Below are 18,562 nucleotides of genomic sequence, written 5' to 3' on the forward strand. Positions count from 1 at the left end.
TGCGTTACAGACCGGACCGGCAGATGTCGCCTTCGCAGACGATGCGCGGTATCGGGCGGCCCAGGAACCGCATCGCCGTCAGCGCCAGCCATATGCCCGCGACGATGCCGGCCCATGCGGGCAGCGCGTGCGGCGAAAGCGAGGGGATGCCGAACAGTATCAGCCCGTCATTGCCACCGGGGATGAGGGTGGAGCCCACGCCCATGGCGGATCCCGCCGCCAGGTGGCGCAGGGCTGGAAGCGGTCGAACCCGGCGCAGGCGGAAGCTGCGGCGGTACCATGCCGAAAGACCCATGGCCGCAAGTGCCGCAAGCGATACCAGCCAAAGCCCCGCCGGTTGCTTGCAAGCCGCAAGGGGAGCCGCACCCGCCGAGCACAGCGCCGTTGCAGTGAACGACCACGGCCGTTCCAGCAGCAGCAGCGCCGCATTCGCGAGCCCCAGCAAAAGCACGGAGAAAGACAGCGGCCAGTACGCGTCCAGGAGCGGGCCACCTTCCACACGGGCACGCCGGATCACGCGGAAACCTTCCCACAGCATCCACGCCACCAGCGGCACCGCCAGCCAGCCCGGAAACTGCGTCGGAACCGGGGGGGCGTGCAGATCCGGCAGCAGGGATGCCGCGCCGGTGATGCCAAGCGCCCAGCCGGCAAGGGTGAAAAGCATGATCGTGTGCCCCTCGGCCAGCCGCGCCAGTGTGGAGAACGAGCAGGCGCCATTCATGGCGGCGCCAAGGCCGAAGACCACTCCGCCAAGGACCGCGACCGGCGTCAGGGGTCGCGCCGCAAGATCGGGCGTGTAGGCTGCCAGCCTGGCCAGGGACAGTATCCCCGCCGTCCAGAGCGCAGCCTTGAGAAAGGACCACAGGACGTGCCCGCTCCCGCTGGTCATGACTTCTGCCACGGCCTTCACCGTGCAGAGCCCTGCGCGGTGCGCCGAGGCCCCGAGAACAGCGCCCGCCATCAGGGCAAGGATCAGATCGGGGGACATGGGGCCTCGGCGCGGGACAGGCGCTGCTTTCGCTCTCAGTACTTCAGATGCTCGGAGGTAAAGACAAGGTCCTCGCCGCCGCCCTGGTGGCAGGCGATGCACCCGTCGTCCATGCCCTTCGCGACGCGCCCTGCCATGGCGGGGCCGTCCGGCATCTTGTCCACCGAACCGTCGGGCAGATACTTGACCCAGAACCAGTCCTTGTTGTCGGCATCATAGCCCGCCTCGCGCCGGAACATGACGGTATAGGCGCCCAGGTGCTTGTCCGGATCGGCCAACGCCTCGTCCGCGGTGACCCCTTCGGGCCCGAAGTTGCGCTTGACGATCAGATCGCCTTCGTGGCCGTCGATGGTGGCCGTGGTGTAGAATGTTTCCAGCATCATGCCGTGCGGATCGGTGCCTTCATAGGGCGTTGCGCGGATCATGCCGGGACCGGAAAGGCGGTTGGCTGCCATGACTTCCCAGATGCGCTTGGCATACTCCACATCCGCATCGCTTCCGAACGGCATGTCCTGCGCCTGCGCCGCACCCGCGGCCAAGGCCAGCGCGACCACCAGTGACGTGAGTTTCGTGTTCATCGAGGTTCCTCCCTTTTCGGTCGAACGGAGACACGCGGGCACGCCAGATGTTTCGTCACGGCCTATCAATTCGCCGTGAAACGCGGGATCGCAATCTCTCGTGGGCAGCCGATAGTCCTTGGTAAAACCACGCAGGCGGGTAAGAGTTGGATCGCGGGTGGTCGGAGATGGTCGACATGGCAACGCACGATCACATTCTCTTCTTTCCCTACGGGTTTGCCGGGGTGAAGCGCGCGGCCGGCGTCGGCGAAACGGAGGTCACCTGTGCCGGCAAGGGCGTCATCGCACGCCCCGTCGCCGAACCCCACCCTTATCAGCCGGATCGAAGGTGATGGCAGATCATGCAGCGCGGCTGTCCCGGCGTCGCCTTCTGGCGGTGGGGCGAAGCCTGGCGCGGATTGCCCTGATCCTGGCCCTGGTCTGGGGTATCCATCTGCTGCTCGAATGGGCGAATACGCATGTTCCACACGGGCAGGGCGTCTTGCGCCTGAGCATGCTCCTGGTGTTCCTGCTGGCCTACGCGGCGCTGATCGCCGTGCCCTTCGTGCCGGGCATCGAAATCGGCCTGTCGCTGATGATCATCGAGGGTCCCTGGATCGCGCCGCCGATCTATGTCGCCACCGTGACCGGGTTGCTCCTGTCCTATGCGGCGGGGGAATGGTTGCCCTATCGGGTGCTGCACCAGATGCTGTCCGATCTGGGCATGCGGCGGGCCTGCGCGCTTCTGGACCGGACGCACCCGCTATCGCGTGAAGAACGGCTTTTGCTTCTGCAGGAACGTGCACCCGCATGGGTACGGCCCTTCGTGTCGCGATTTCGCTACCTCGTGTTGGCGGCGCTGGTGAATACGCCAGGCAATGTGCTGATCGGCGGCGGTGGCGGCATCCTGTTTGTTGCCGGTTTCAGCCGACTCTTCCGGCCCTTGCCCACGGTCGGGACCATCGCGCTGGCGGTGCTGCCGGTGCCGCTGCTGATCTGGGTGTTCGACATCGACCCGCGCGGGCTTCTCGGGTAGCGGCGGGCCGCGCGCCGGTGCCCTATCCCTGGTGCTGCGGGCCGATGCCCTGGAACATCGCGCGAAGATCCACCGTGCCGCGTTCTCCGATGTCGTCGAAGTGCCGATCCAGCCAATCCGAAGCGGTATCCCGGCCGAGATCGCGCAGTCGCGTCAGGAACGCCCATTCGGCGTTCATCTTGGACGAGGCACCCAGCGGCTTCAGCGCCTCCTGGTTCTCGATGATGTGGATGTGCGCGCGACGGTAGTGGCCGGGGTCCAGCTTGCCCTCGTCGATCAACCGGCAGACGAAGTCGATCGCCCGGAGTTCCTTGAGAAGGCTTGAGTTGAAGGTGATCTCGTTCAGGCGGTTCTGGATGTCGTGCGCACTGGTCGGCACGCCCTTGCGCTCCACCGGGTTGATCTGGACGATGATCGTGTCGGCGCTGTCGCTTTCGGTGTGGAAGGGGAAAAGCGCGGGGTTGCCCATGAAGCCGCCGTCCCAGTAGGGAACGCCGTCGATGACCACCGCCCGGAACAGATGCGGCAGGCAAGCCGAGGCCATCACCATGTCGACCGTCAGCCTGTGGCTGTCGAACACCTGCACCCGCCCGGTTTCCACATTGGTGGCCGAGATGAACAGGCGGATGCCGTTGCAGTGCCGCACGCAGTCGAAATCGATCGCGGCCTCGACGATGTCGCGCAGCGGGTTCATGTCGAGCGGGTTGAACTGGTAGGGCGACCAGAGCCGGGACATGAGGTCGAGCCACTGATAGCCCGGCGATCGCTCCAGGCTCCAGTTGCCCATAAGCACGTCTATGGGCGCCCTGCGGATCGGCGAAAAGCGGGCGGCCTCGCTGACGCAGCGCCAGAAATGCGCCAGCTTCTCGCGGGCGCCTTCAGGCCCGGCGGCGGTGAATCCGTCGGCAACCGCAACCGCGTTCATCGCCCCAGCCGAGGTGCCGGAAATGGCCGCGATCTCGATCCGCCCATCTTCCAGCAACCGGTCGAGCACTCCCCAGGCAAAGGCGCCATGCGCGCCGCCACCCTGCAACGCCAGGTTCACGCGCTTGCGGTTCCGTCCGCCTGCCATCCTAGTCCCCCGCCAATGCGCTTCGGATGATCGCCTGCCCGTGCAGTGTCTTGTGCACCGGGCACTTGTCGGCGATTGCCAGAAGGGCCGCGCGCTGGTCCTCGGACAGATCGCCGCGCAGGTGGATGGTGCGGTTGAACACGTCCACCTTGGACTGCGCCTTGTCGCACTCCTCGCAATCCTCGGTGTGGCAGCGGTCATGCGTCACGTCGCAGGCGACATGCGCTAGGGGTATGCCCTTGCGGCGAGCGTAAAGGCGGATCGTCATAGCGGTGCAGGCGCCCAGCGCGGCCGAGAGGAGCTGATAGGGACTGGGGCCGAGATCGGTACCGCCCATCTCGACCGGCTCGTCCGCGACAAGCTGGTGGCGGTTGTTCACGGTGATATCCTGACGAAAACCCGACGCTTCGGCCTCGGCCACCCGCACCACGCCTTCGGGGGCTTCGGGGCGCATGTGCTCCGGCGCAAGGTCCAGATAGCGCGAGGACCAGGAGGAAATCAGGTCGGCCACATATTCCGCATCCGCCTCGCGCGTCAGCAGGTGATCGGCATCGTCGAGCGAGACAAAGCTTTTGGGGTGCTTCGCCGCTACGAAGATCGCCTGAGCATTCTCGATCCCGACCACGCTGTCGCGCGGGGCGTGCAAGACAAGCAGGGCCGCCCCCAGTCGGGGCAGCGCATCGGTGAGAGAGGCGGCGGAAATGTCGTCAAGGAACTGTCGCCGGATCGTCAGGTCCCGTCCGGCAAGGGTGACGACCGCCTCCCCCTTGGCGCGGATTTCATCCAGCTTGCCGCCGAAGTTGTGGGCGACATGCGCCGGGTCCGACGGCGCCCCGATGGAGACGACGGCGCGCAGGCCGGGCACCTGCGGCGCAGCCTTCAGCACCGCCGCCCCGCCCAGCGAATGCCCGATCAGAAGCTGCGGGGCAAGGCCCTGGCCGGCCATCCAGCGCGTCGCGGCCAGCAGGTCGCCTACGTTGGACGAAAAGTTCGTGTTCGCGAATTCGCCCCCGGAATGGCCAAGGCCGGTGAAGTCGAAACGCAGCACCGCAATGCCGAGCGCAGCCAGACGGCCGGAGATGCGCCGCGCCGCCGCGATGTCCTTGGAGCAGGTAAAGCAATGCGCCAGCACCGCCGCCGCCCGCACCGGACCTTCGGGCCGGTCCAGCCGCGCGGCCAGGATGGCACCCGTGGCGCCGGGAAAACTGATGCGTTCGGTCTTCATCTCTACCCCCTTCGGTGCGAAGGCAGGGCGGCGGATCGACCCGGCCCCCTGCGGATCAGTTCAGCGTCCCGCGTTGCGCGGACGCCTTGACAGTCGCGGCGAGACCCGCGACGGCGCCGGACGCCAGGTTCGGCATTTCCGGGGTTCCTTCCGCTGCGGCCTCAGCCGCCCTGATGCCTGGCTTGGTTCAACTCGGCAAGAATGGCGTTGATGCGGCCATCGTCGGCCTCGGACATCATGTCGTCCAATGCGGCAGCGGCCGTCAATTCGTCTGTCGTGCGTATCTGGTCGACAAACCGTCCGCAGCCCTTGCACATTGCAAGGTGAACCTTCAGCTGCATGGCTTCCCATGCGCTCACTTCGCCGTCGACCATGGCGTTGGCCTTTTCGGCAACTTCCTTGCAACTCATCATCCGGCGGCGTCCTTCCTTACAGCCTTGCAGGGTAAGGACGCGCGAGAACCGCCTTCGTTACAGGGATGACCGGATTAATGCGCCCGTGGCACCGACCGCGAAGGATCAGGCCAGGGCGTCCAGCGCCTTGCGCACTGCCAGCCGGGCGCGGTGAAGCAGGACCCGGACGTTGCCTTCGCTGATCTCCAGCACCCTTGCGACCTCGGTCGCCTCCATCCCCTGCTGACTGCGCAGGATCAGGACCGATCGCTGCGCGGCGGGCAAGGCGTCGATCGCGGCGTTGACATGTTCCATCACGCTGCGCCCGGCGATGATCCGTTCCGCCGTCATCTCGTCCCAGAGGTCCGGCATGTTCTTCCACCGGCCGCGCCCGTCGAAGGCTGCGCTCAACGAATCGTCGTCGCCATCGCCGTCGAAGCTGATGGTGCGCCCGTCACGCTGCGCACGCGTGCGCGCCTTGTTGACGAGGATGGCGAAGATCCAGCCGGACAGCGACGATCTGCCCTCGAACCCGCCGATGCTCCTCAGCACCGCAACCCAGGTATCCTGAACGACCTCCTCGGCGGTGGCGCGGTTGCGGATCAGCCCCATGCACATGCGGACCATCGGCGCGTTCAGCCGGCGGTACAGCATTTCGAACGCCTTTCGGTCACCCGCGACAAGCGAGGCAACCAGTTGGCCTTCGTCGGGAAAATCCGTTCGCATACCGCACCTGAGCATCCTTGGACGCACCATGCAGAGCGCGCGCCCCGCAAGTCCAGTTACGTGTCAGGCAAAACAATGCTTCGTGATCGAATGTGAGTGCGCCGGCCCCGCCGGTGGCCACGATCGGGCGCTTGCCTCTGCCGGCCTGCGCGGATCGGGAAACCGGCCGACACACCGGCGGCGTCGGCGTGACCGGCCCCGGCCTCCGGGATCAGCGCGCCGCCGCCCTCGCCGCGGTGCGGCGCTCGATCCGGACGCGGATCGCAGCCACATCGGTCACCGGGGTCGCCGCGAACAGCGACCGGGTATAGGGGTGCTGCGGATTGGCGAACACGGCCTCTCGGCTGCCTTGCTCCACGGCCACGCCCTTCGAGATCACCATCACCTCGTCCGCGATGTAGCGCACGACCGAAAGGTCATGGCTCACGAACACATAGGTCAGGTGGAACTCGTCCTGAAGGTCGGCCAGAAGGTTCAGCACCTGCGCCTGCACCGACAGGTCGAGCGCGGAAACGGGTTCGTCCAGCACCAGAAGCGAGGGGTTCAGCATCAAGGCCCGCGCAATCGCGATCCGCTGCCGCTGCCCGCCGGAAAACATGTGGGGATAGCGGTTGAAATGCTCCGGCTGCAGGCCGACCCTTTTCAGCATCGCCTCGGCCCGGTCGCGCCGCTCGGCCGCGGCCACGCTGGTGTTGATGACCAGAGGCTCCATCAGCACATCGCCCACCTTCTGGCGGGGATTGAGGCTGCCATAGGGGTTCTGGAACACCATCTGCACCCGGGACCGCAGGTCGGGCCCGGGGCGGCGCTTGCGAATGTCGACGACGTCGCCTTCGATGCGCAACTCCCCTCCGGTGGGCGCGTCGATCAGCGCGATGATCCGCGCCAGCGTCGACTTGCCCGATCCGCTTTCGCCCACGATGGCAAGCGTCTTGCCCTTTTCGACCCTGAAGTCGATCCCGTTCAGCGCACGAACCGACTTGGCGCCGGTGAAGAGGCTTCCGGGAACCTGATAGTCCTGAACGATCGCCCGGCCCTCGACGACGGGAACTGCCTGCGTCATCGCACACCCTCACTCTCGAAGAAGTCCGATACCGTGGACAACCGGTCACCCGTTGCATTCTCGGGCAGGGCCGACAGCAGGGCACGCGTATAGGGGTGCTGCGGCGCCTCGAAAAGGCTGAGCACGTCGGCCTCCTCCATCTTCTTGCCCTTGTACTGCACCACCACCCGGTCGGCGGTTTCGGCCACCACGCCCATGTCATGGGTGATCAGGATCAGCGCCATGCCATGATCTTCCTGAAGCTTCATCAGAAGATCGAGGATCTGCTTCTGGATCGTCACGTCGAGCGCGGTCGTCGGCTCGTCCGCGATCAGAAGGCGCGGGTTCGAGGCGATGGCCATGGCGATCATGACCCTCTGGCATTGTCCGCCCGACATCTGGTGCGGATAGGCGTTGATCTTCACCTCCGGTTCCGGGATTCCCACATCGCGGAACAGGTCCAGCGCCTTGTCGCGCGCCGCGCGGCGGGACAGGCCAAGGTTCAGCCGCAACACCTCCTCGATCTGGAAACCCACCGTGAAGGACGGGTTCAGGGAGGCGATGGGCTCCTGAAAGATCATGGTGATCTCGCGCCCGATCAGCTGACGACGCTGCGCCTTCGACAGGTTGAGCATGTCGTGCCCGTCATAGGTCATCTCGTCGGCGGTGATGGTGGCCGAGTCCGGCAGAAGGCCCATGACCGCCAGCATCGACACCGATTTGCCGGAACCGCTTTCGCCCACGATGGCCAGGACATCGCCCCGGTCCACCTGAACGTCGATCCCGTCGACGGCGGTGAAGCTGCCGGTGGCGGTGGCGAACCGCACGGTCAGGTTGCGGATGTTCAGAAGCGCCATGTTGTCAGCTCCGCTTCAGCTTGGGATCAAGCGCATCGCGCAGCCCGTCGCCCATCACGTTGATCGCCAGCACCGAGATCAGGATGGCAAGTCCCGGGAAGGTGACGACCCACCAGGCGCGCAGGATGAACTCGCGCGCTTCGGCCAGCATGGTGCCCCATTCCGGCGCCGGCGGCTGCGCGCCCATGCCGAGAAAGCCGAGCGCGGCAGAGTCCAGAACGGCGGAGGAAAACGACAGCGTGGCTTGTACGATCAACGGTGCAAGGCAGTTGGGCAGGATGGTCCTGAACATCAGCCTGAGGTTGCCCGCCCCGGCGACGCGCGCTGCGGTGACATATTCCCGCTTCATCTCCGACATCACCGCAGCCCGGGTGAGGCGTGCGAAATGGGGCTGGTAGACGATGGCGATGGCGATCATCGCGTTTGTCAGGCCGGGCCCAAGGACGGCGACCAGAACCAGCGCCAGCAGAAGCGAGGGGAAGGCCAGGATCACGTCCATCACGCGCATGATCACACTGTCGACCCAGCCGCCGAAGAACCCGGCCAGAAGGCCGATGACGATGCCGCCGACCAGCGCGATCGACACGACGACGACACCGATGAAGAGCGAGTATTGCGCCCCGAAGATCAGCCGCGAAAGGATGTCGCGGCCCACCGCGTCGGTGCCTAGCAGGTAGCTTGTGCTGCCGCCCTCCTGCCAGACCGGTGGAAGCAGCAGCGCCTCGCGGTACTGCACTGTCGGATCGTGCGGGGCGAGAAGCGGGGCGAAAACCGCAACCACGACCAGAAGCGCGAAAACCGCCAGCCCGACGACCGCGCCGCGGTTCTGGCTGAAGTAGAACCAGAACTCGGCCAGCATGCGGCGAAAGATGGCGGCGTCCGACAGTCTGACCGTGGCGGCGGATTGGGGGGTATCGGTCATTTGACGCGGATCCTCGGGTTGATGAGGCCGTAGGTAAGGTCGACCAGCAGGTTCACGATCATGACCAGCGCCGCGATCAGCAGCAGGCCGGACTGCACGACCGGATAGTCCCGGCGCGAGATGGAATCGATCATCCATTTGCCGATCCCGGGCCAGGAAAAGATGGTTTCGGTCAGGATGGCGCCGGCCATCAGCACGCCGATCTGCAACCCGATGGTGGTGACGACCGGGATCATCGCATTGCGCAGGGCGTGGATCCCGATCACGCGGAAGGGTGGCATGCCCTTGGCGCGCGCGGTGCGCACGTAATCTTCGCTCATCACCTCGAGCATCGCCGACCGGGTCTGCCGCGCGATCACGGCAAGCGGAATGGTTGCCAGAACGATCGAGGGCAGGATCAGGTGGCTCAGCGCCGAAGCAAAGGCCCCCTTCTGACCCGAAAGGACGCTGTCGATCAGCATGAAGCCGGTTACGTTGGGGAAGAAATAGAGAAGGTTGATCCGCCCCGACACAGGCGTCCAGCCGAGGATGCCGGAAAACAGGATGATCAGCAGCAGGCCCCACCAGAAGATCGGCATGGAAAAGCCGACCAGCGCCACGGTCATCGAGATCTGGTCGAACCAGCTTCCGCGCCGGATCGCGGCCATGACGCCCACCGGCACGCCGATCAGCGTGGCGATGATGATGGCGCACAGGCCCAGTTCGACCGTTGCCGGGAAGAGCGTCAGAAACTCGCTCAGAACCGGTTTCTTGGTGACCAGCGAATTGCCGAAGTCTCCGTGCATCAGCCGGCCGAGGAAGTCGAAGTATTGCAGCACCACCGGCTTGTCATAGCCAAGCTGCGCCGACAGTTCGGCGTGACGCTCCGGCGTGACGCCGCGTTCGCCTGCCATCAACAGCACCGGATCGCCGGGCAGGATGCGGACGAAGCTGAAGGCGATGATGGTGATCCCGAGAAACGTCGGAACCAGGTAGAGAAGCTTGGATAGGATGAACCGGACCATGCGCCATCTTCCTTGAAGAACGCGCGGGGGCCGTTGCCCCCGCGCGCAGTTTCCGCTCGATCTGAGCCGATTACTCGGCGATGTCCACTGTCTCGAAGGTGAAGTCACCCAGCGGGCTCATCACGAAGCCCGACACCTTGTTCGACATCGGCACATACTGGGTGGAGTGCGCGATGGTGAACCAGGGCGCCTGATCCTTGAAGATCACCTGTGCCTGCTCATAAAGCGCAGTGCGCTCCGCCGGGTCTGCGGTGATCTTTGCGTCCTTCAGGAGCTTCGAGAAATCCTCGTTGCACCAGAAGGCGCGGTTCGCCCCGCCCTCGCCTGCGGAATCGCAGGACAGCAGCACCGACAGGAAGTTGTCGGGGTCGCCGTTGTCGCCGGTCCAGCCCAGGATGACGGCGCCGTCACGGCCCGCTTCCATCGATTTCTGCAGGTATTCACCCCATTCGTAGGACACGATCTCGGCGGTGACACCGACTTTCGAGAGGTCTTCCTGCATCAGTTCCGCCGTGCGGCGGGCGTTGGGCATGTAGGGACGCTGCACCGGCATCGCCCAGATCTTCATGGACAGATCGGTGACCCCAGCCTCGGCCAGCATGGCCTTGGCGGCTTCGGGGTCGTAGGGATCGTCCTGGATCGCGTCGTTGTAGGACCACATGGTCGGCGGGATCGGGTTCTTCGCAGGGGCCGCGGCTCCCTGGAACACAGCGTCCACGATGGCCTGCTTGTTGATCGCCATGTTCAGCGCCTTGCGGACCTTCGGATTGTCGAAGGGCGCGACGGTCGTGTTGTAGGCGAGGTAACCCACGTTCAGGCCGGCCTGCTCGTCCAGCTTCAGGTTTGCATCGGCCCGGATCGCCTCGATGTCGGCGGGTGCCGGATAGGGCATCAGGTGGCATTCGCCTGCCTTCAGCTTCTGCAGGCGCACGGCTGCATCCGGCGTGATGGCGAAGACCAGGTCGTCGATGATGGCGGGCGTTCCCCAGTAGTCCGGGTTCTTCGCGTAGCGGATCACCGCATCCTTTTGGTACGCCACAAACTTGAACGGGCCGGTCCCGATCGGCATGTTGTTCATGTCTTCCATCGTGCCCGCGGCCGCCAGCGTGTCGGCATATTCCTTCGACACGATCGAGGCGAAGGGCATCGCGATGTTGGCAAGGAACGGCGCCTCGGGCTGGCTCAGCGTGAACTTGACCGTGTAGTCGTCGATCTTCTCGATCGACTTGATCAGGTTCGGCATGTCCATCGAGGTGTAGTATTCGTAGGTGATCCCTGGGATGTACTGGTGCCACGGGTGATCGGCCTTGCCCTGACGGTCGTAGGAGAAGATCACGTCATCGGCGTTGAAGTCGCGCGTCGGCGTGAACTTTTCGTTGGACTGCCACTTCACGCCCTTGCGCAGGTGGAAGGTATACTCGGTCCCGTCGGCCGAGACGTCCCAGCTTTCGGCAAGCCCCGGCTCGACCTCGGTCGTGCCCTTCTTGAACTCGGTCAGCCGGTTGAAGATCGGGTGCGCCGAGGCGTCGAAAGTTCCGCCCGCGGTGTAAGGCGCAGGATCGAAACCCTCGGGCGAGGCTTCAGAGCAGTAGACGAAGGTCTTGGCCTCTGCCGCGGCCGCCATCATGGCAAGTGCCGAGGTCATGGCGAGTAAGGTCTTCATTGTTCTCTCTCCTTGTTGAGGTCTTGTGTCTGGCCGCCAATCATCCGGCGGGAAGTTCCGATGTGTTGTCGGCTGCCTGTGGCGCCGTCCCGTCCCGTCCCGTGTCGGCGCTCCTCTCGCGAGGGGTGTAGGCCGAGGGCGTGGCGGGGTGCAGCATCTTTCCGGTCCAGAGCAGCCGTGCCGGCCGATCGCCCGGGTTGGAATAGGAGTGCGGGTGCTGCCCCAGATAGTGCATGCTGTCGCCCGCGCGCAGCAGAAACCCCTGGTCATCCACCTTCTGCAGGATCTCCCCCTCCAGCACGAAGATGATTTCCTCGCCGGAGTGCTGGACGGTTTCCGACGTGTAGTGCGGCGGCACATCGAGAACGAAGGAAGTCAGTTCGTGCCCCGGAAAGTCGGCGCCGATCTGTTCGTAGATGACCGAGTTTCCCGCGACCGAGAAGCGATGACGCAACCCGGCGCGGGTGACGCTGTCGACCTGCTTCGGCGTTGCGATGAAATGGTCGATGCTCACATCCAGCGCGGCGGCAATCTCGGCCAACGTTCCCAGCGTGGGCACGGCATTGCCGCGCTCGACCTGGCTGAGATAGCTGACCGAAACGCCGCATGTGTTGCTGAGTTCCTGCAAGGTCATCGACATCAACTGGCGCCGCTTGCGGACGCGCTGGCCCAGAGCGGCAGGGATGCTCGATCGCTTCTTCGACATCACCCCCCCTTCTGTTCGTCCCGCGCGTCGCGCCGTCAACAAAGTGCATGTCGTTCACACACGCAACAACTTTTTTTGTTTTGCAAGAATCATTTTACTAGGCTTTGAGGGGTCCCCCGCAAAGCCGGGAAGGGCTGTCGAACGGCGGGCCTCAGGGCGCGTCCGGGCGCGTGGCGGGCGGGCAGAACCAGTTCGGCCCGGCATCGGTCATGTAGACGATATCCTCAAGACGAACGCCGCATTCGCCGTAGACGCACAGCATCGGCTCGATCGAAAAGCACATTCCCGGCGCCAGCGGCGTCGTATCGCCCTTCACGATCCAGGGCGCCTCATGGATGTCGAGGCCAAGCCCGTGCCCGGTGCGATGCGGCAGGCCCGGAACACGATAACCGGGCCCGAAACCGGCATTCTCCAGCACGTCCCGGGCGGCCTGATCCACCGACTCGCAACTGGCACCCGGCCGGGCGGCAGCGAACGCCGCCATCTGCGCACGGCTTTCGCATTCCCACAGGAATCGCTGGCGGTCGGTCGGCGTGCCGAACACATAGGTCCGGGTGATGTCCGAATGGTAGCCGTGAAGCCTTGCGCCCAGGTCCACCAGCACCATGTCGCCATCCGCCAGCCGCTGATCCTCTGGAACACCATGCGGATAGGCCGTCGCCTCGCCGAACTGAACCGCGGCAAAAACGTGCTGCATGCCCATCGTGAGGTGCGCGGCGGCGATGAAATCGGCAACCTCGCTGGCCATCATGCCCTCGCGCAACCCGGCATGGACCGCCTTCTGCACACGGTAACTGGCATCCATCGCCGTCTGCACGATCGCAAGTTCGGCGGCGGACTTGATCCGGCGCTGCGCGGCGATCATCGCCCCGGCGCCGGTCAGCGAGACGGCAGGCAGATCGCCGATGCGGGCGGCGGAGCGGAAGGGGGTTTCCGGGTCCAGCGCGATGCGCCCGGACACCTCTGCCGCGATCGGCGCGAACGGGTCTTCGTGCTCCTCCCACACCAGAATCTTGCCCGGCAGGCGCTGCATTCGTTCCAGCTTGGGTCGCTCGAAGTTCGGCGTGATGTAGACAAGTGATCCGTCATTCAGCACCAGCGCGCCGTGCAGGCGTTCGGAGGGGTGAAGTGACAGCCCGGTGTAGTATGTCAGCGAAGATGTGGCATCGAGCCAGACAGCATCGATGCCGGCGCGGCGCATGCCGCCGGCCAGGCCGATGAGCCTTTCGCCATGCTCCGCGGTCGGGACTGCTGCGGCGCTGACCGCCTCAAGGTTTCGCAAGGCGCTGTCGAAGTCTGTCATCCGCTGCCATTCCTGATCTGATGCACCCAAGGGCGCTGCCCGTTCTTCATCGGCTGTTTGCGCCGTGCCCCTGGTGTTTCGCACTCGCCACCAGATTTCGCAACTCGACCCGGGAAGCATGCCGGCGATTCCGGTGCGCGGCGCATTTCCCGCACCTTCGCTCAGGTGCGCGCAAGGATTTCCTCGACCAGCCTCTGGGCCGACGGGGTCAGGCGCGACCCGGTTCGCGTCACCAGGCTAAAGGCCGCGACCGTCAGCCCGAGGTCGATCGGAAGCGATACGAAGGGAACCGAGGGATTGCCCGAAAAGCTTTCGACCACCGGCGTCGCCAGCGGGGCGATGGCGTCCGTCTGGTTGATCAGCGCCAGCGTGAACAGGAACGAGGACGTCGAAATGCGCCGTCTCGGCATCGGCAGGCGGAGTTCGTTCAGCCGTGCGCGAACTGTCTGGGTCAGCAGGGTTTCGTCGTCTCCCATCACCCAGTCAAAGCGCATCACGTCCGCCTCGTCGATCCTGGGTTGCAGCAGCAGCGGGTGATCCCGGCGCACGACCAGCGACAGCGGCTCTCCGGCGATCAGCCGCGCCTCCAACTCGCGGTCGGCCGCACCGGGACGCGCCAGCGCGAAGTCCAGTCGCCCTTCGCGCAGCAGTTCGCAAAGTGCGACAGAGGTCGTGACCGTCACCTCGGCATGGATCTCCGGGTTCGTGCCCAGAAGCTCCCTCAGCGCCGGCAGGACAAGGCTGAGGGCCGGCCCCGTCACCGCGCCGACCCGGACGACGCCCGCCCGCCCCGTCGCGGCCTCGACCACTTCGCGCGCACCGTCGAGCAGTTCGATCTGGATCCGCATGGCGCGCCGCGCCAGGGCCTCGCCTACCTGGGTCAGGCGAAGACCACGCCCCTGCCGCTCATGCAGGCGCAGCCCCAGCATGGTCTCCATTTCCGCCAGAAGACGGGAGGCGACCGGCTGGGCGATGCCTATGCGTGCCGCCGCAAGGCCAAGGGCGCCCGCCTGGGCAATCTCGGCCAACAGCCGCAATTGCATGGGTTTGAGCTGCCGGAGCTGGCCGGCGACGTTGGTGGCGCTTAGATTCATGACCATTCCGTTATGAATATCTCCGCAAGTGTCATTTGACAGATATATGACTTTTGCGCAACCTGCGCCTCGTCCGCGGGCAGGGACCAGGATGCCCGTTCAAGGCGGATACGAACTGCACGTCATCGGGAGGAAACAGATGATCTTGACCCGCCGCGGCCTCATGGCCCTTGCCGGCACAACTGCTGCCCTTTCTGCACTTCCTGCCCTTGCGCAGGACAAGGGTGCCATCGGCATCGCCATGCCGACCAAATCCTCGTCGCGCTGGATCTCCGACGGCGAGTCGATGGTCCAGGCGTTCACCGAGGCGGGCTATGCCGCCGACCTGCAATATGCAGAGGACGACATTCCGACCCAGCTTGCCCAGATCGAGAACATGATCACCTCGGGCGTGAAGGCGCTGGTGATCGCGGCCATCGATGGCACCACGCTCTCGAACGCGCTGGACAACGCCGCCGCCCAAGGGATCAAGGTCATCGCCTATGACCGCCTGATCCGCGACAGCGGCTCGGTCGACTATTACGCCACCTTCGACAACTTCAAGGTCGGCGTCCAGCAGGCCGAAAGCCTGGTCGCGGGCCTGAAGGAACGCTTCCCGGACGTGAAGCCGTGGAACGTCGAGCTTTTCGGCGGCTCGCCCGACGACAACAACGCCTTCTTCTTCTACAACGGCGCGATGTCGGTCCTGCAGCCGATGATCGATGCCGGGGACATCGCCATTCCCTCCGGCCAGATGGGCATGGACGTGGTCGGCACGCTGCGCTGGGACGGCGCCGTGGCGCAGGCCCGGATGGACAACCTCCTGTCGTCGAACTACGGCGACAAGCAACTGCATGGCGCGCTCTCGCCCTATGACGGCCTGTCGATCGGAATCCTGTCGTCGGTCAAGGGTGTCGGCTACGGCTCCGGCGACCTGCCGATGCCGATCGTCACCGGCCAGGACGCGGAGATCCCGAGCGTCAAGTCGATGATCGCGGGAGAGCAGTATTCGACGATCTTCAAGGACACCCGCGAACTGGCGAAAGTCACCGTGAAGATGGTCGATGCCGTCCTGGGCGGCGGCGAGCCGGAGATCAACGACACGTCGACCTACGACAACGGCGTCAAGGTCGTGCCGTCCTACCTGCTTGAGCCGGTCTCGGTGAACCTGTCGAACTACGAGGAAGTGCTCGTCGGTTCGGGCTACTACACCGCGGACCAGCTGCAGTAAGCTGGCCGGAGATGCCTGCCCGCGCCGGGGTTGCGCGGGCGGGCACCCTCGGGGGAAGGCGCATGTCGACACTTCTGGAAATGCGGGAGATCTCGATGGTCTTCCCGGGCGTCAAGGCGCTCGACCGGGTGAGCCTGACGGTCGAGTCGGGCGAGATCCATGCCATTTGCGGCGAGAATGGCGCCGGCAAGTCGACCCTGATGAAGGTTCTTTCCGGGGTCTACCCCCACGGAAGCTTCGATGGCGAGATCCTGTATGACGGATCGCCCCTGCGCAATCGCGGCATCCGCGACAGCGAGGAGAAGGGCATCATCATCATCCATCAGGAACTTGCGCTGATCCCGCTCCTGTCGATCGCCGAGAACCTGTTCATGGGCAACGAGGTATCCTCACGCGGGGTGATCTCGTGGCCGAGTGCCTTCAAGAAGACCGAGGAACTCCTGCGCCGGGTCGGGCTGAACGAGCCGCCGAGCGCGGTCGTCGGGAAGCTGGGCGTCGGCAAGCAGCAACTCATAGAAATCGCCAAGGCGCTGTCGAAGAACGTGCGCCTGCTGATCCTCGACGAACCGACCGCCGCCCTGCAGGAAGCCGACGCGGACCGCCTGCTGCGGCTGATGCTGGAACTTAAGGCGCAGGGCGTCACGCAGATCATCATCAGTCACAAGCTGAACGAGATTTCCCGCGTGGCCGACCGGATCACCGTCATTCGCGACGGGGCTGCCGTGTCGACGCTGACCAAGGCGCAGATCTCCGAGGATCGCATCATCCGCGACATGGTCGGCAGGGACATGGCGCACCTTTATCCGGAACGCTCCTTCAACCCCGGAGAGATGCTGTTCGAGGTGGACGACTGGTCCTGCTGGCACCCCGAACAGGCGGGTCGCCAGACGATCCGGCAGGTTTCCCTGAATGTGCGCAGGGGCGAGATTGTCGGTATCGCGGGGCTCATGGGCACGGGCCGCACCGAGCTTGCGATGTCGATCTTCGGCCGCAGCTTCGGCAAGGGGCATACCGGCACGGTCCGGATGCACGGCAAGCCGGTGGATGTCTCGACCGTGCCAAAGGCGATCCAGGCCGGCATTTCCTATGTCACCGAGGATCGCAAGGCGCTTGGTCTGATCCTGGACGAACCGATCGTTCGCAACGTGAGCCTTGCCAACCTGTCGGCCGTTGCGCGGCGCTGGGTCCTCGACAAGCGGCGCGAGGCGCAGGTGGCCGAGACCTATCGCAAGCAACTGGCGATCCGCACCCCTGCCATCCAGCAGAAGGTGGTCAACCTTTCCGGCGGCAACCAGCAGAAGGTCGTGCTGTCGAAATGGCTCTTTACCGACCCGGAGCTGCTGATCCTCGACGAACCCACGCGCGGCATCGACGTCGGCGCGAAGTTCGAGATCTACACGATCATGAAGGACCTTGCCGGCCAGGGCCGCGGGATCCTCATGATCTCGTCCGAGATGCCGGAACTGCTTGGCATGTGCAACCGGATCTACGTGATGAACGAGGGGCGCATCGTGGGCGAATTGACACGGGAAGAGGCAAGTCAGGAAGGGATCATGGCGCTGATCGTGAAAGATGCCGGGAAGGTGGCTTGAATGTCGACTCAAGAACGCAACTCGCTTGGCGGTCACCTGCGCGAAAACGGAATGCTTCTGGCGCTGGTCGCCATCGTCGTCCTGTTCTCGATCCTGGTATCGGCTCAGGGCAAGCCGATGTTCCTGCAGGCACCGAACATCACCAACATCTTCCTTCAGAACGGCCATGTCATCATCCTCGCGCTGGGGATGCTCCTGGTCATCGTGTCCGGTCACATCGACCTTTCGGTCGGATCGGTAGCGGCCTTCACCGGCGCCGTGGCGGCCTGGCTGACGGTCGATCTGAAGCTTTCGGTCTACGCGGTCATTCCCTTGACGCTCGTCGTCGGCGGCCTCATCGGTGCGGCGCAGGGCTACTGGGTCGCGTTCTGGCGGATCCCGTCCTTCATCGTGACGCTTGCGGGGATGATGGTGTTCCGGGGCGCCACGCTCCTGCTGCTGGGCGGGCAGAACATCGGCCCCTTCCCGAAGGAGTTCCAGGCGATGTCCTCCGGCTTCATTCCCGACCTGACCGGGATCACGAAGCCGCACGGGCTGACCCTGATCATCGCCACCCTGGCCATCGGCGTGGTGGTCTGGATCGGCCTGCGCTCCCGCCGGCGGGACGTGGAGTTCGGGATCACCCCGGAACCGGCGGGCCTGTTCTGGGGCCGCACCCTGATCATCGCCGCCGCAACGGCCTTCGTGGGCTATCAGCTTGCCTCGTTCCGGGGGTTGCCGAACGTTCTTCTGGTTCTGGCGGTGCTGACCGTTCTTTACGCCTTCTTCACAGAAAACACCGTGCAGGGCCGCCGCATCTATGCCGTCGGCGGCAACGAGAAGGCGGCGAAGCTTTCGGGCATCCGGACCGAGCGGCTGGTCTTCTTCTGCTTCGTCAACATGGGGATGCTGGCGGCGCTGGCGGGCATGATGGTGACCGCGCGACTGAATTCGGCCACCCCCAAAGCCGGGACCGGGTTCGAGCTGGACGCCATCGCTGCCGTCTTCATCGGCGGGGCATCAATGGCCGGGGGATCGGGCAAGATCATCGGCGTCGTGATCGGCGCGCTGATCATGGGCGTGATGAACATGGGCATGTCCATCCTCGGGATCGGCATCGATTATCAGCAGATGATCAAGGGGCTGGTGTTGCTCGCCGCGGTGATCTTCGACGTCTACAACAAGACCAAGTGA

The 18,562-nt window shown here is 64.9% G+C and carries 19 protein-coding genes; 5 read left to right on the forward strand and 14 right to left on the reverse strand.

Features of this window, described 5'->3' with window-relative positions; all coding sequences use genetic code 11:
* Positions 1-4 precede the first annotated feature (4 nt).
* Together N5I32_RS16565 and N5I32_RS16570 are read right to left on the reverse strand one after the other, a co-directional pair.
* Complete coding sequence (locus N5I32_RS16565; RefSeq protein WP_261497022.1) at positions 5-988, reverse strand: YeeE/YedE thiosulfate transporter family protein; 984 nt, start codon at positions 986-988, stop codon at positions 5-7.
* Between the two features lie 35 nt (positions 989-1,023).
* The gene (locus N5I32_RS16570; protein ID WP_261497023.1) at positions 1,024-1,566 is read right to left on the reverse strand and encodes a hypothetical protein; all 543 of its coding nucleotides are present in this window, start codon (positions 1,564-1,566) and stop codon (positions 1,024-1,026) included.
* Positions 1,567-1,733: 167 nt separating this feature from the next.
* On the opposite strand from N5I32_RS16570, the gene N5I32_RS16575 reads away from it, so the two are divergent.
* Entirely contained in the window at positions 1,734-1,898 is a 165-nt protein-coding gene (locus N5I32_RS16575) for a hypothetical protein (protein WP_261497024.1), read from the forward strand.
* Entirely contained in the window at positions 1,898-2,581 is a 684-nt protein-coding gene (locus N5I32_RS16580; RefSeq protein WP_261497025.1) for a hypothetical protein, read from the forward strand. The genes N5I32_RS16575 and N5I32_RS16580 overlap by 1 nt, the downstream gene beginning before the upstream one ends.
* Before the next feature lie 22 nt (positions 2,582-2,603).
* On the opposite strand, the gene N5I32_RS16585 is transcribed toward N5I32_RS16580, so the two are convergent.
* From N5I32_RS16585 to N5I32_RS16640, 12 genes are all read right to left on the reverse strand, one after another.
* On the reverse strand, positions 2,604-3,653 hold the full coding sequence (locus N5I32_RS16585; RefSeq protein ID WP_261497026.1) for a patatin-like phospholipase family protein: 1,050 nt from the start codon (positions 3,651-3,653) through the stop codon (positions 2,604-2,606).
* Position 3,654: 1 nt separating this feature from the next.
* Complete coding sequence (locus tag N5I32_RS16590) at positions 3,655-4,878, reverse strand: bifunctional alpha/beta hydrolase/OsmC family protein (protein ID WP_261497027.1); 1,224 nt, start codon at positions 4,876-4,878, stop codon at positions 3,655-3,657.
* Positions 4,879-5,039: 161 nt separating this feature from the next.
* Entirely contained in the window at positions 5,040-5,291 is a 252-nt protein-coding gene (locus N5I32_RS16595; RefSeq protein ID WP_261497028.1) for an anti-sigma factor family protein, read from the reverse strand.
* Between the two features lie 105 nt (positions 5,292-5,396).
* Complete coding sequence (locus N5I32_RS16600) at positions 5,397-5,996, reverse strand: RNA polymerase sigma factor (protein ID WP_261497029.1); 600 nt, start codon at positions 5,994-5,996, stop codon at positions 5,397-5,399.
* Between the two features lie 211 nt (positions 5,997-6,207).
* Complete coding sequence (locus N5I32_RS16605; RefSeq protein WP_261497030.1) at positions 6,208-7,059, reverse strand: ATP-binding cassette domain-containing protein; 852 nt, start codon at positions 7,057-7,059, stop codon at positions 6,208-6,210.
* Positions 7,056-7,895, reverse strand: a complete 840-nt coding sequence (locus N5I32_RS16610; RefSeq protein ID WP_261497031.1) for an ABC transporter ATP-binding protein — start codon at positions 7,893-7,895, stop codon at positions 7,056-7,058. The genes N5I32_RS16605 and N5I32_RS16610 overlap by 4 nt, the downstream gene beginning before the upstream one ends.
* Positions 7,896-7,899: 4 nt before the next feature.
* Positions 7,900-8,817 (reverse strand): ABC transporter permease subunit, encoded by a 918-nt coding sequence (locus N5I32_RS16615; RefSeq protein ID WP_261497032.1) that lies wholly within the window; start codon positions 8,815-8,817, stop codon positions 7,900-7,902.
* Positions 8,814-9,821, reverse strand: a complete 1,008-nt coding sequence (locus tag N5I32_RS16620; RefSeq protein ID WP_261497033.1) for an ABC transporter permease subunit — start codon at positions 9,819-9,821, stop codon at positions 8,814-8,816. Before N5I32_RS16620 ends, N5I32_RS16615 begins: the two co-directional genes overlap by 4 nt.
* A gap of 70 nt (positions 9,822-9,891) precedes the next feature.
* Entirely contained in the window at positions 9,892-11,484 is a 1,593-nt protein-coding gene (locus tag N5I32_RS16625; protein WP_261497034.1) for an ABC transporter substrate-binding protein, read from the reverse strand.
* 40 nt (positions 11,485-11,524) lie between these two features.
* A complete protein-coding gene (locus N5I32_RS16630; protein WP_261497035.1) occupies positions 11,525-12,190 on the reverse strand; it encodes a helix-turn-helix domain-containing protein in 666 nt (221 codons plus the stop codon).
* Between the two features lie 151 nt (positions 12,191-12,341).
* Entirely contained in the window at positions 12,342-13,493 is a 1,152-nt protein-coding gene (locus N5I32_RS16635; RefSeq protein WP_261497036.1) for a M24 family metallopeptidase, read from the reverse strand.
* Between the two features lie 161 nt (positions 13,494-13,654).
* Positions 13,655-14,587 (reverse strand): LysR family transcriptional regulator, encoded by a 933-nt coding sequence (locus N5I32_RS16640; RefSeq protein WP_261497037.1) that lies wholly within the window; start codon positions 14,585-14,587, stop codon positions 13,655-13,657.
* Positions 14,588-14,750: 163 nt separating this feature from the next.
* Here N5I32_RS16640 and chvE point away from each other — a divergent pair, with 163 nt between their 5' ends.
* From chvE to mmsB, 3 genes are all read left to right on the forward strand, one after another.
* Positions 14,751-15,797, forward strand: coding sequence for a multiple monosaccharide ABC transporter substrate-binding protein (gene chvE, locus N5I32_RS16645; protein WP_439648220.1), 1,047 nt, complete (start codon positions 14,751-14,753; stop codon positions 15,795-15,797).
* 62 nt (positions 15,798-15,859) lie between these two features.
* Complete coding sequence (gene mmsA, locus N5I32_RS16650; RefSeq protein WP_261497039.1) at positions 15,860-17,389, forward strand: multiple monosaccharide ABC transporter ATP-binding protein; 1,530 nt, start codon at positions 15,860-15,862, stop codon at positions 17,387-17,389.
* Entirely contained in the window at positions 17,390-18,562 is a 1,173-nt protein-coding gene (mmsB, locus tag N5I32_RS16655; protein WP_261497040.1) for a multiple monosaccharide ABC transporter permease, read from the forward strand.

This window comes from Albidovulum sediminis, from assembly GCF_025380365.1.
GTDB lineage: Bacteria > Pseudomonadota > Alphaproteobacteria > Rhodobacterales > Rhodobacteraceae > Albidovulum > Albidovulum sediminis.

What these genes read in the sequence shown, in the direction of transcription:
- N5I32_RS16580 (WP_261497025.1), top strand. Translation starts at nt 1,898, where the DNA reads ATGGCAGATCATGCAGCGCGGCTGTCCCGGCGTCGCCTTCTGGCGGTG.
- N5I32_RS16595 (WP_261497028.1), bottom strand. Translation starts at nt 5,291, where the DNA reads ATGATGAGTTGCAAGGAAGTTGCCGAAAAGGCCAACGCCATGGTCGAC.
- N5I32_RS16605 (WP_261497030.1), bottom strand. Translation starts at nt 7,059, where the DNA reads ATGACGCAGGCAGTTCCCGTCGTCGAGGGCCGGGCGATCGTTCAGGAC.
- N5I32_RS16630 (WP_261497035.1), bottom strand. Translation starts at nt 12,190, where the DNA reads ATGTCGAAGAAGCGATCGAGCATCCCTGCCGCTCTGGGCCAGCGCGTC.
- N5I32_RS16570 (WP_261497023.1), bottom strand. Translation starts at nt 1,566, where the DNA reads ATGAACACGAAACTCACGTCACTGGTGGTCGCGCTGGCCTTGGCCGCG.
- N5I32_RS16620 (WP_261497033.1), bottom strand. Translation starts at nt 9,821, where the DNA reads ATGGTCCGGTTCATCCTATCCAAGCTTCTCTACCTGGTTCCGACGTTT.
- N5I32_RS16590 (WP_261497027.1), bottom strand. Translation starts at nt 4,878, where the DNA reads ATGAAGACCGAACGCATCAGTTTTCCCGGCGCCACGGGTGCCATCCTG.
- N5I32_RS16575 (WP_261497024.1), top strand. Translation starts at nt 1,734, where the DNA reads ATGGTCGACATGGCAACGCACGATCACATTCTCTTCTTTCCCTACGGG.
- N5I32_RS16585 (WP_261497026.1), bottom strand. Translation starts at nt 3,653, where the DNA reads ATGGCAGGCGGACGGAACCGCAAGCGCGTGAACCTGGCGTTGCAGGGT.
- mmsA (WP_261497039.1), top strand. Translation starts at nt 15,860, where the DNA reads ATGTCGACACTTCTGGAAATGCGGGAGATCTCGATGGTCTTCCCGGGC.
- N5I32_RS16600 (WP_261497029.1), bottom strand. Translation starts at nt 5,996, where the DNA reads ATGCGAACGGATTTTCCCGACGAAGGCCAACTGGTTGCCTCGCTTGTC.
- N5I32_RS16640 (WP_261497037.1), bottom strand. Translation starts at nt 14,587, where the DNA reads ATGAATCTAAGCGCCACCAACGTCGCCGGCCAGCTCCGGCAGCTCAAA.
- N5I32_RS16615 (WP_261497032.1), bottom strand. Translation starts at nt 8,817, where the DNA reads ATGACCGATACCCCCCAATCCGCCGCCACGGTCAGACTGTCGGACGCC.
- chvE (WP_439648220.1), top strand. Translation starts at nt 14,751, where the DNA reads ATGGCCCTTGCCGGCACAACTGCTGCCCTTTCTGCACTTCCTGCCCTT.
- N5I32_RS16625 (WP_261497034.1), bottom strand. Translation starts at nt 11,484, where the DNA reads ATGAAGACCTTACTCGCCATGACCTCGGCACTTGCCATGATGGCGGCC.
- N5I32_RS16635 (WP_261497036.1), bottom strand. Translation starts at nt 13,493, where the DNA reads ATGACAGACTTCGACAGCGCCTTGCGAAACCTTGAGGCGGTCAGCGCC.
- N5I32_RS16565 (WP_261497022.1), bottom strand. Translation starts at nt 988, where the DNA reads ATGTCCCCCGATCTGATCCTTGCCCTGATGGCGGGCGCTGTTCTCGGG.
- mmsB (WP_261497040.1), top strand. Translation starts at nt 17,390, where the DNA reads ATGTCGACTCAAGAACGCAACTCGCTTGGCGGTCACCTGCGCGAAAAC.
- N5I32_RS16610 (WP_261497031.1), bottom strand. Translation starts at nt 7,895, where the DNA reads ATGGCGCTTCTGAACATCCGCAACCTGACCGTGCGGTTCGCCACCGCC.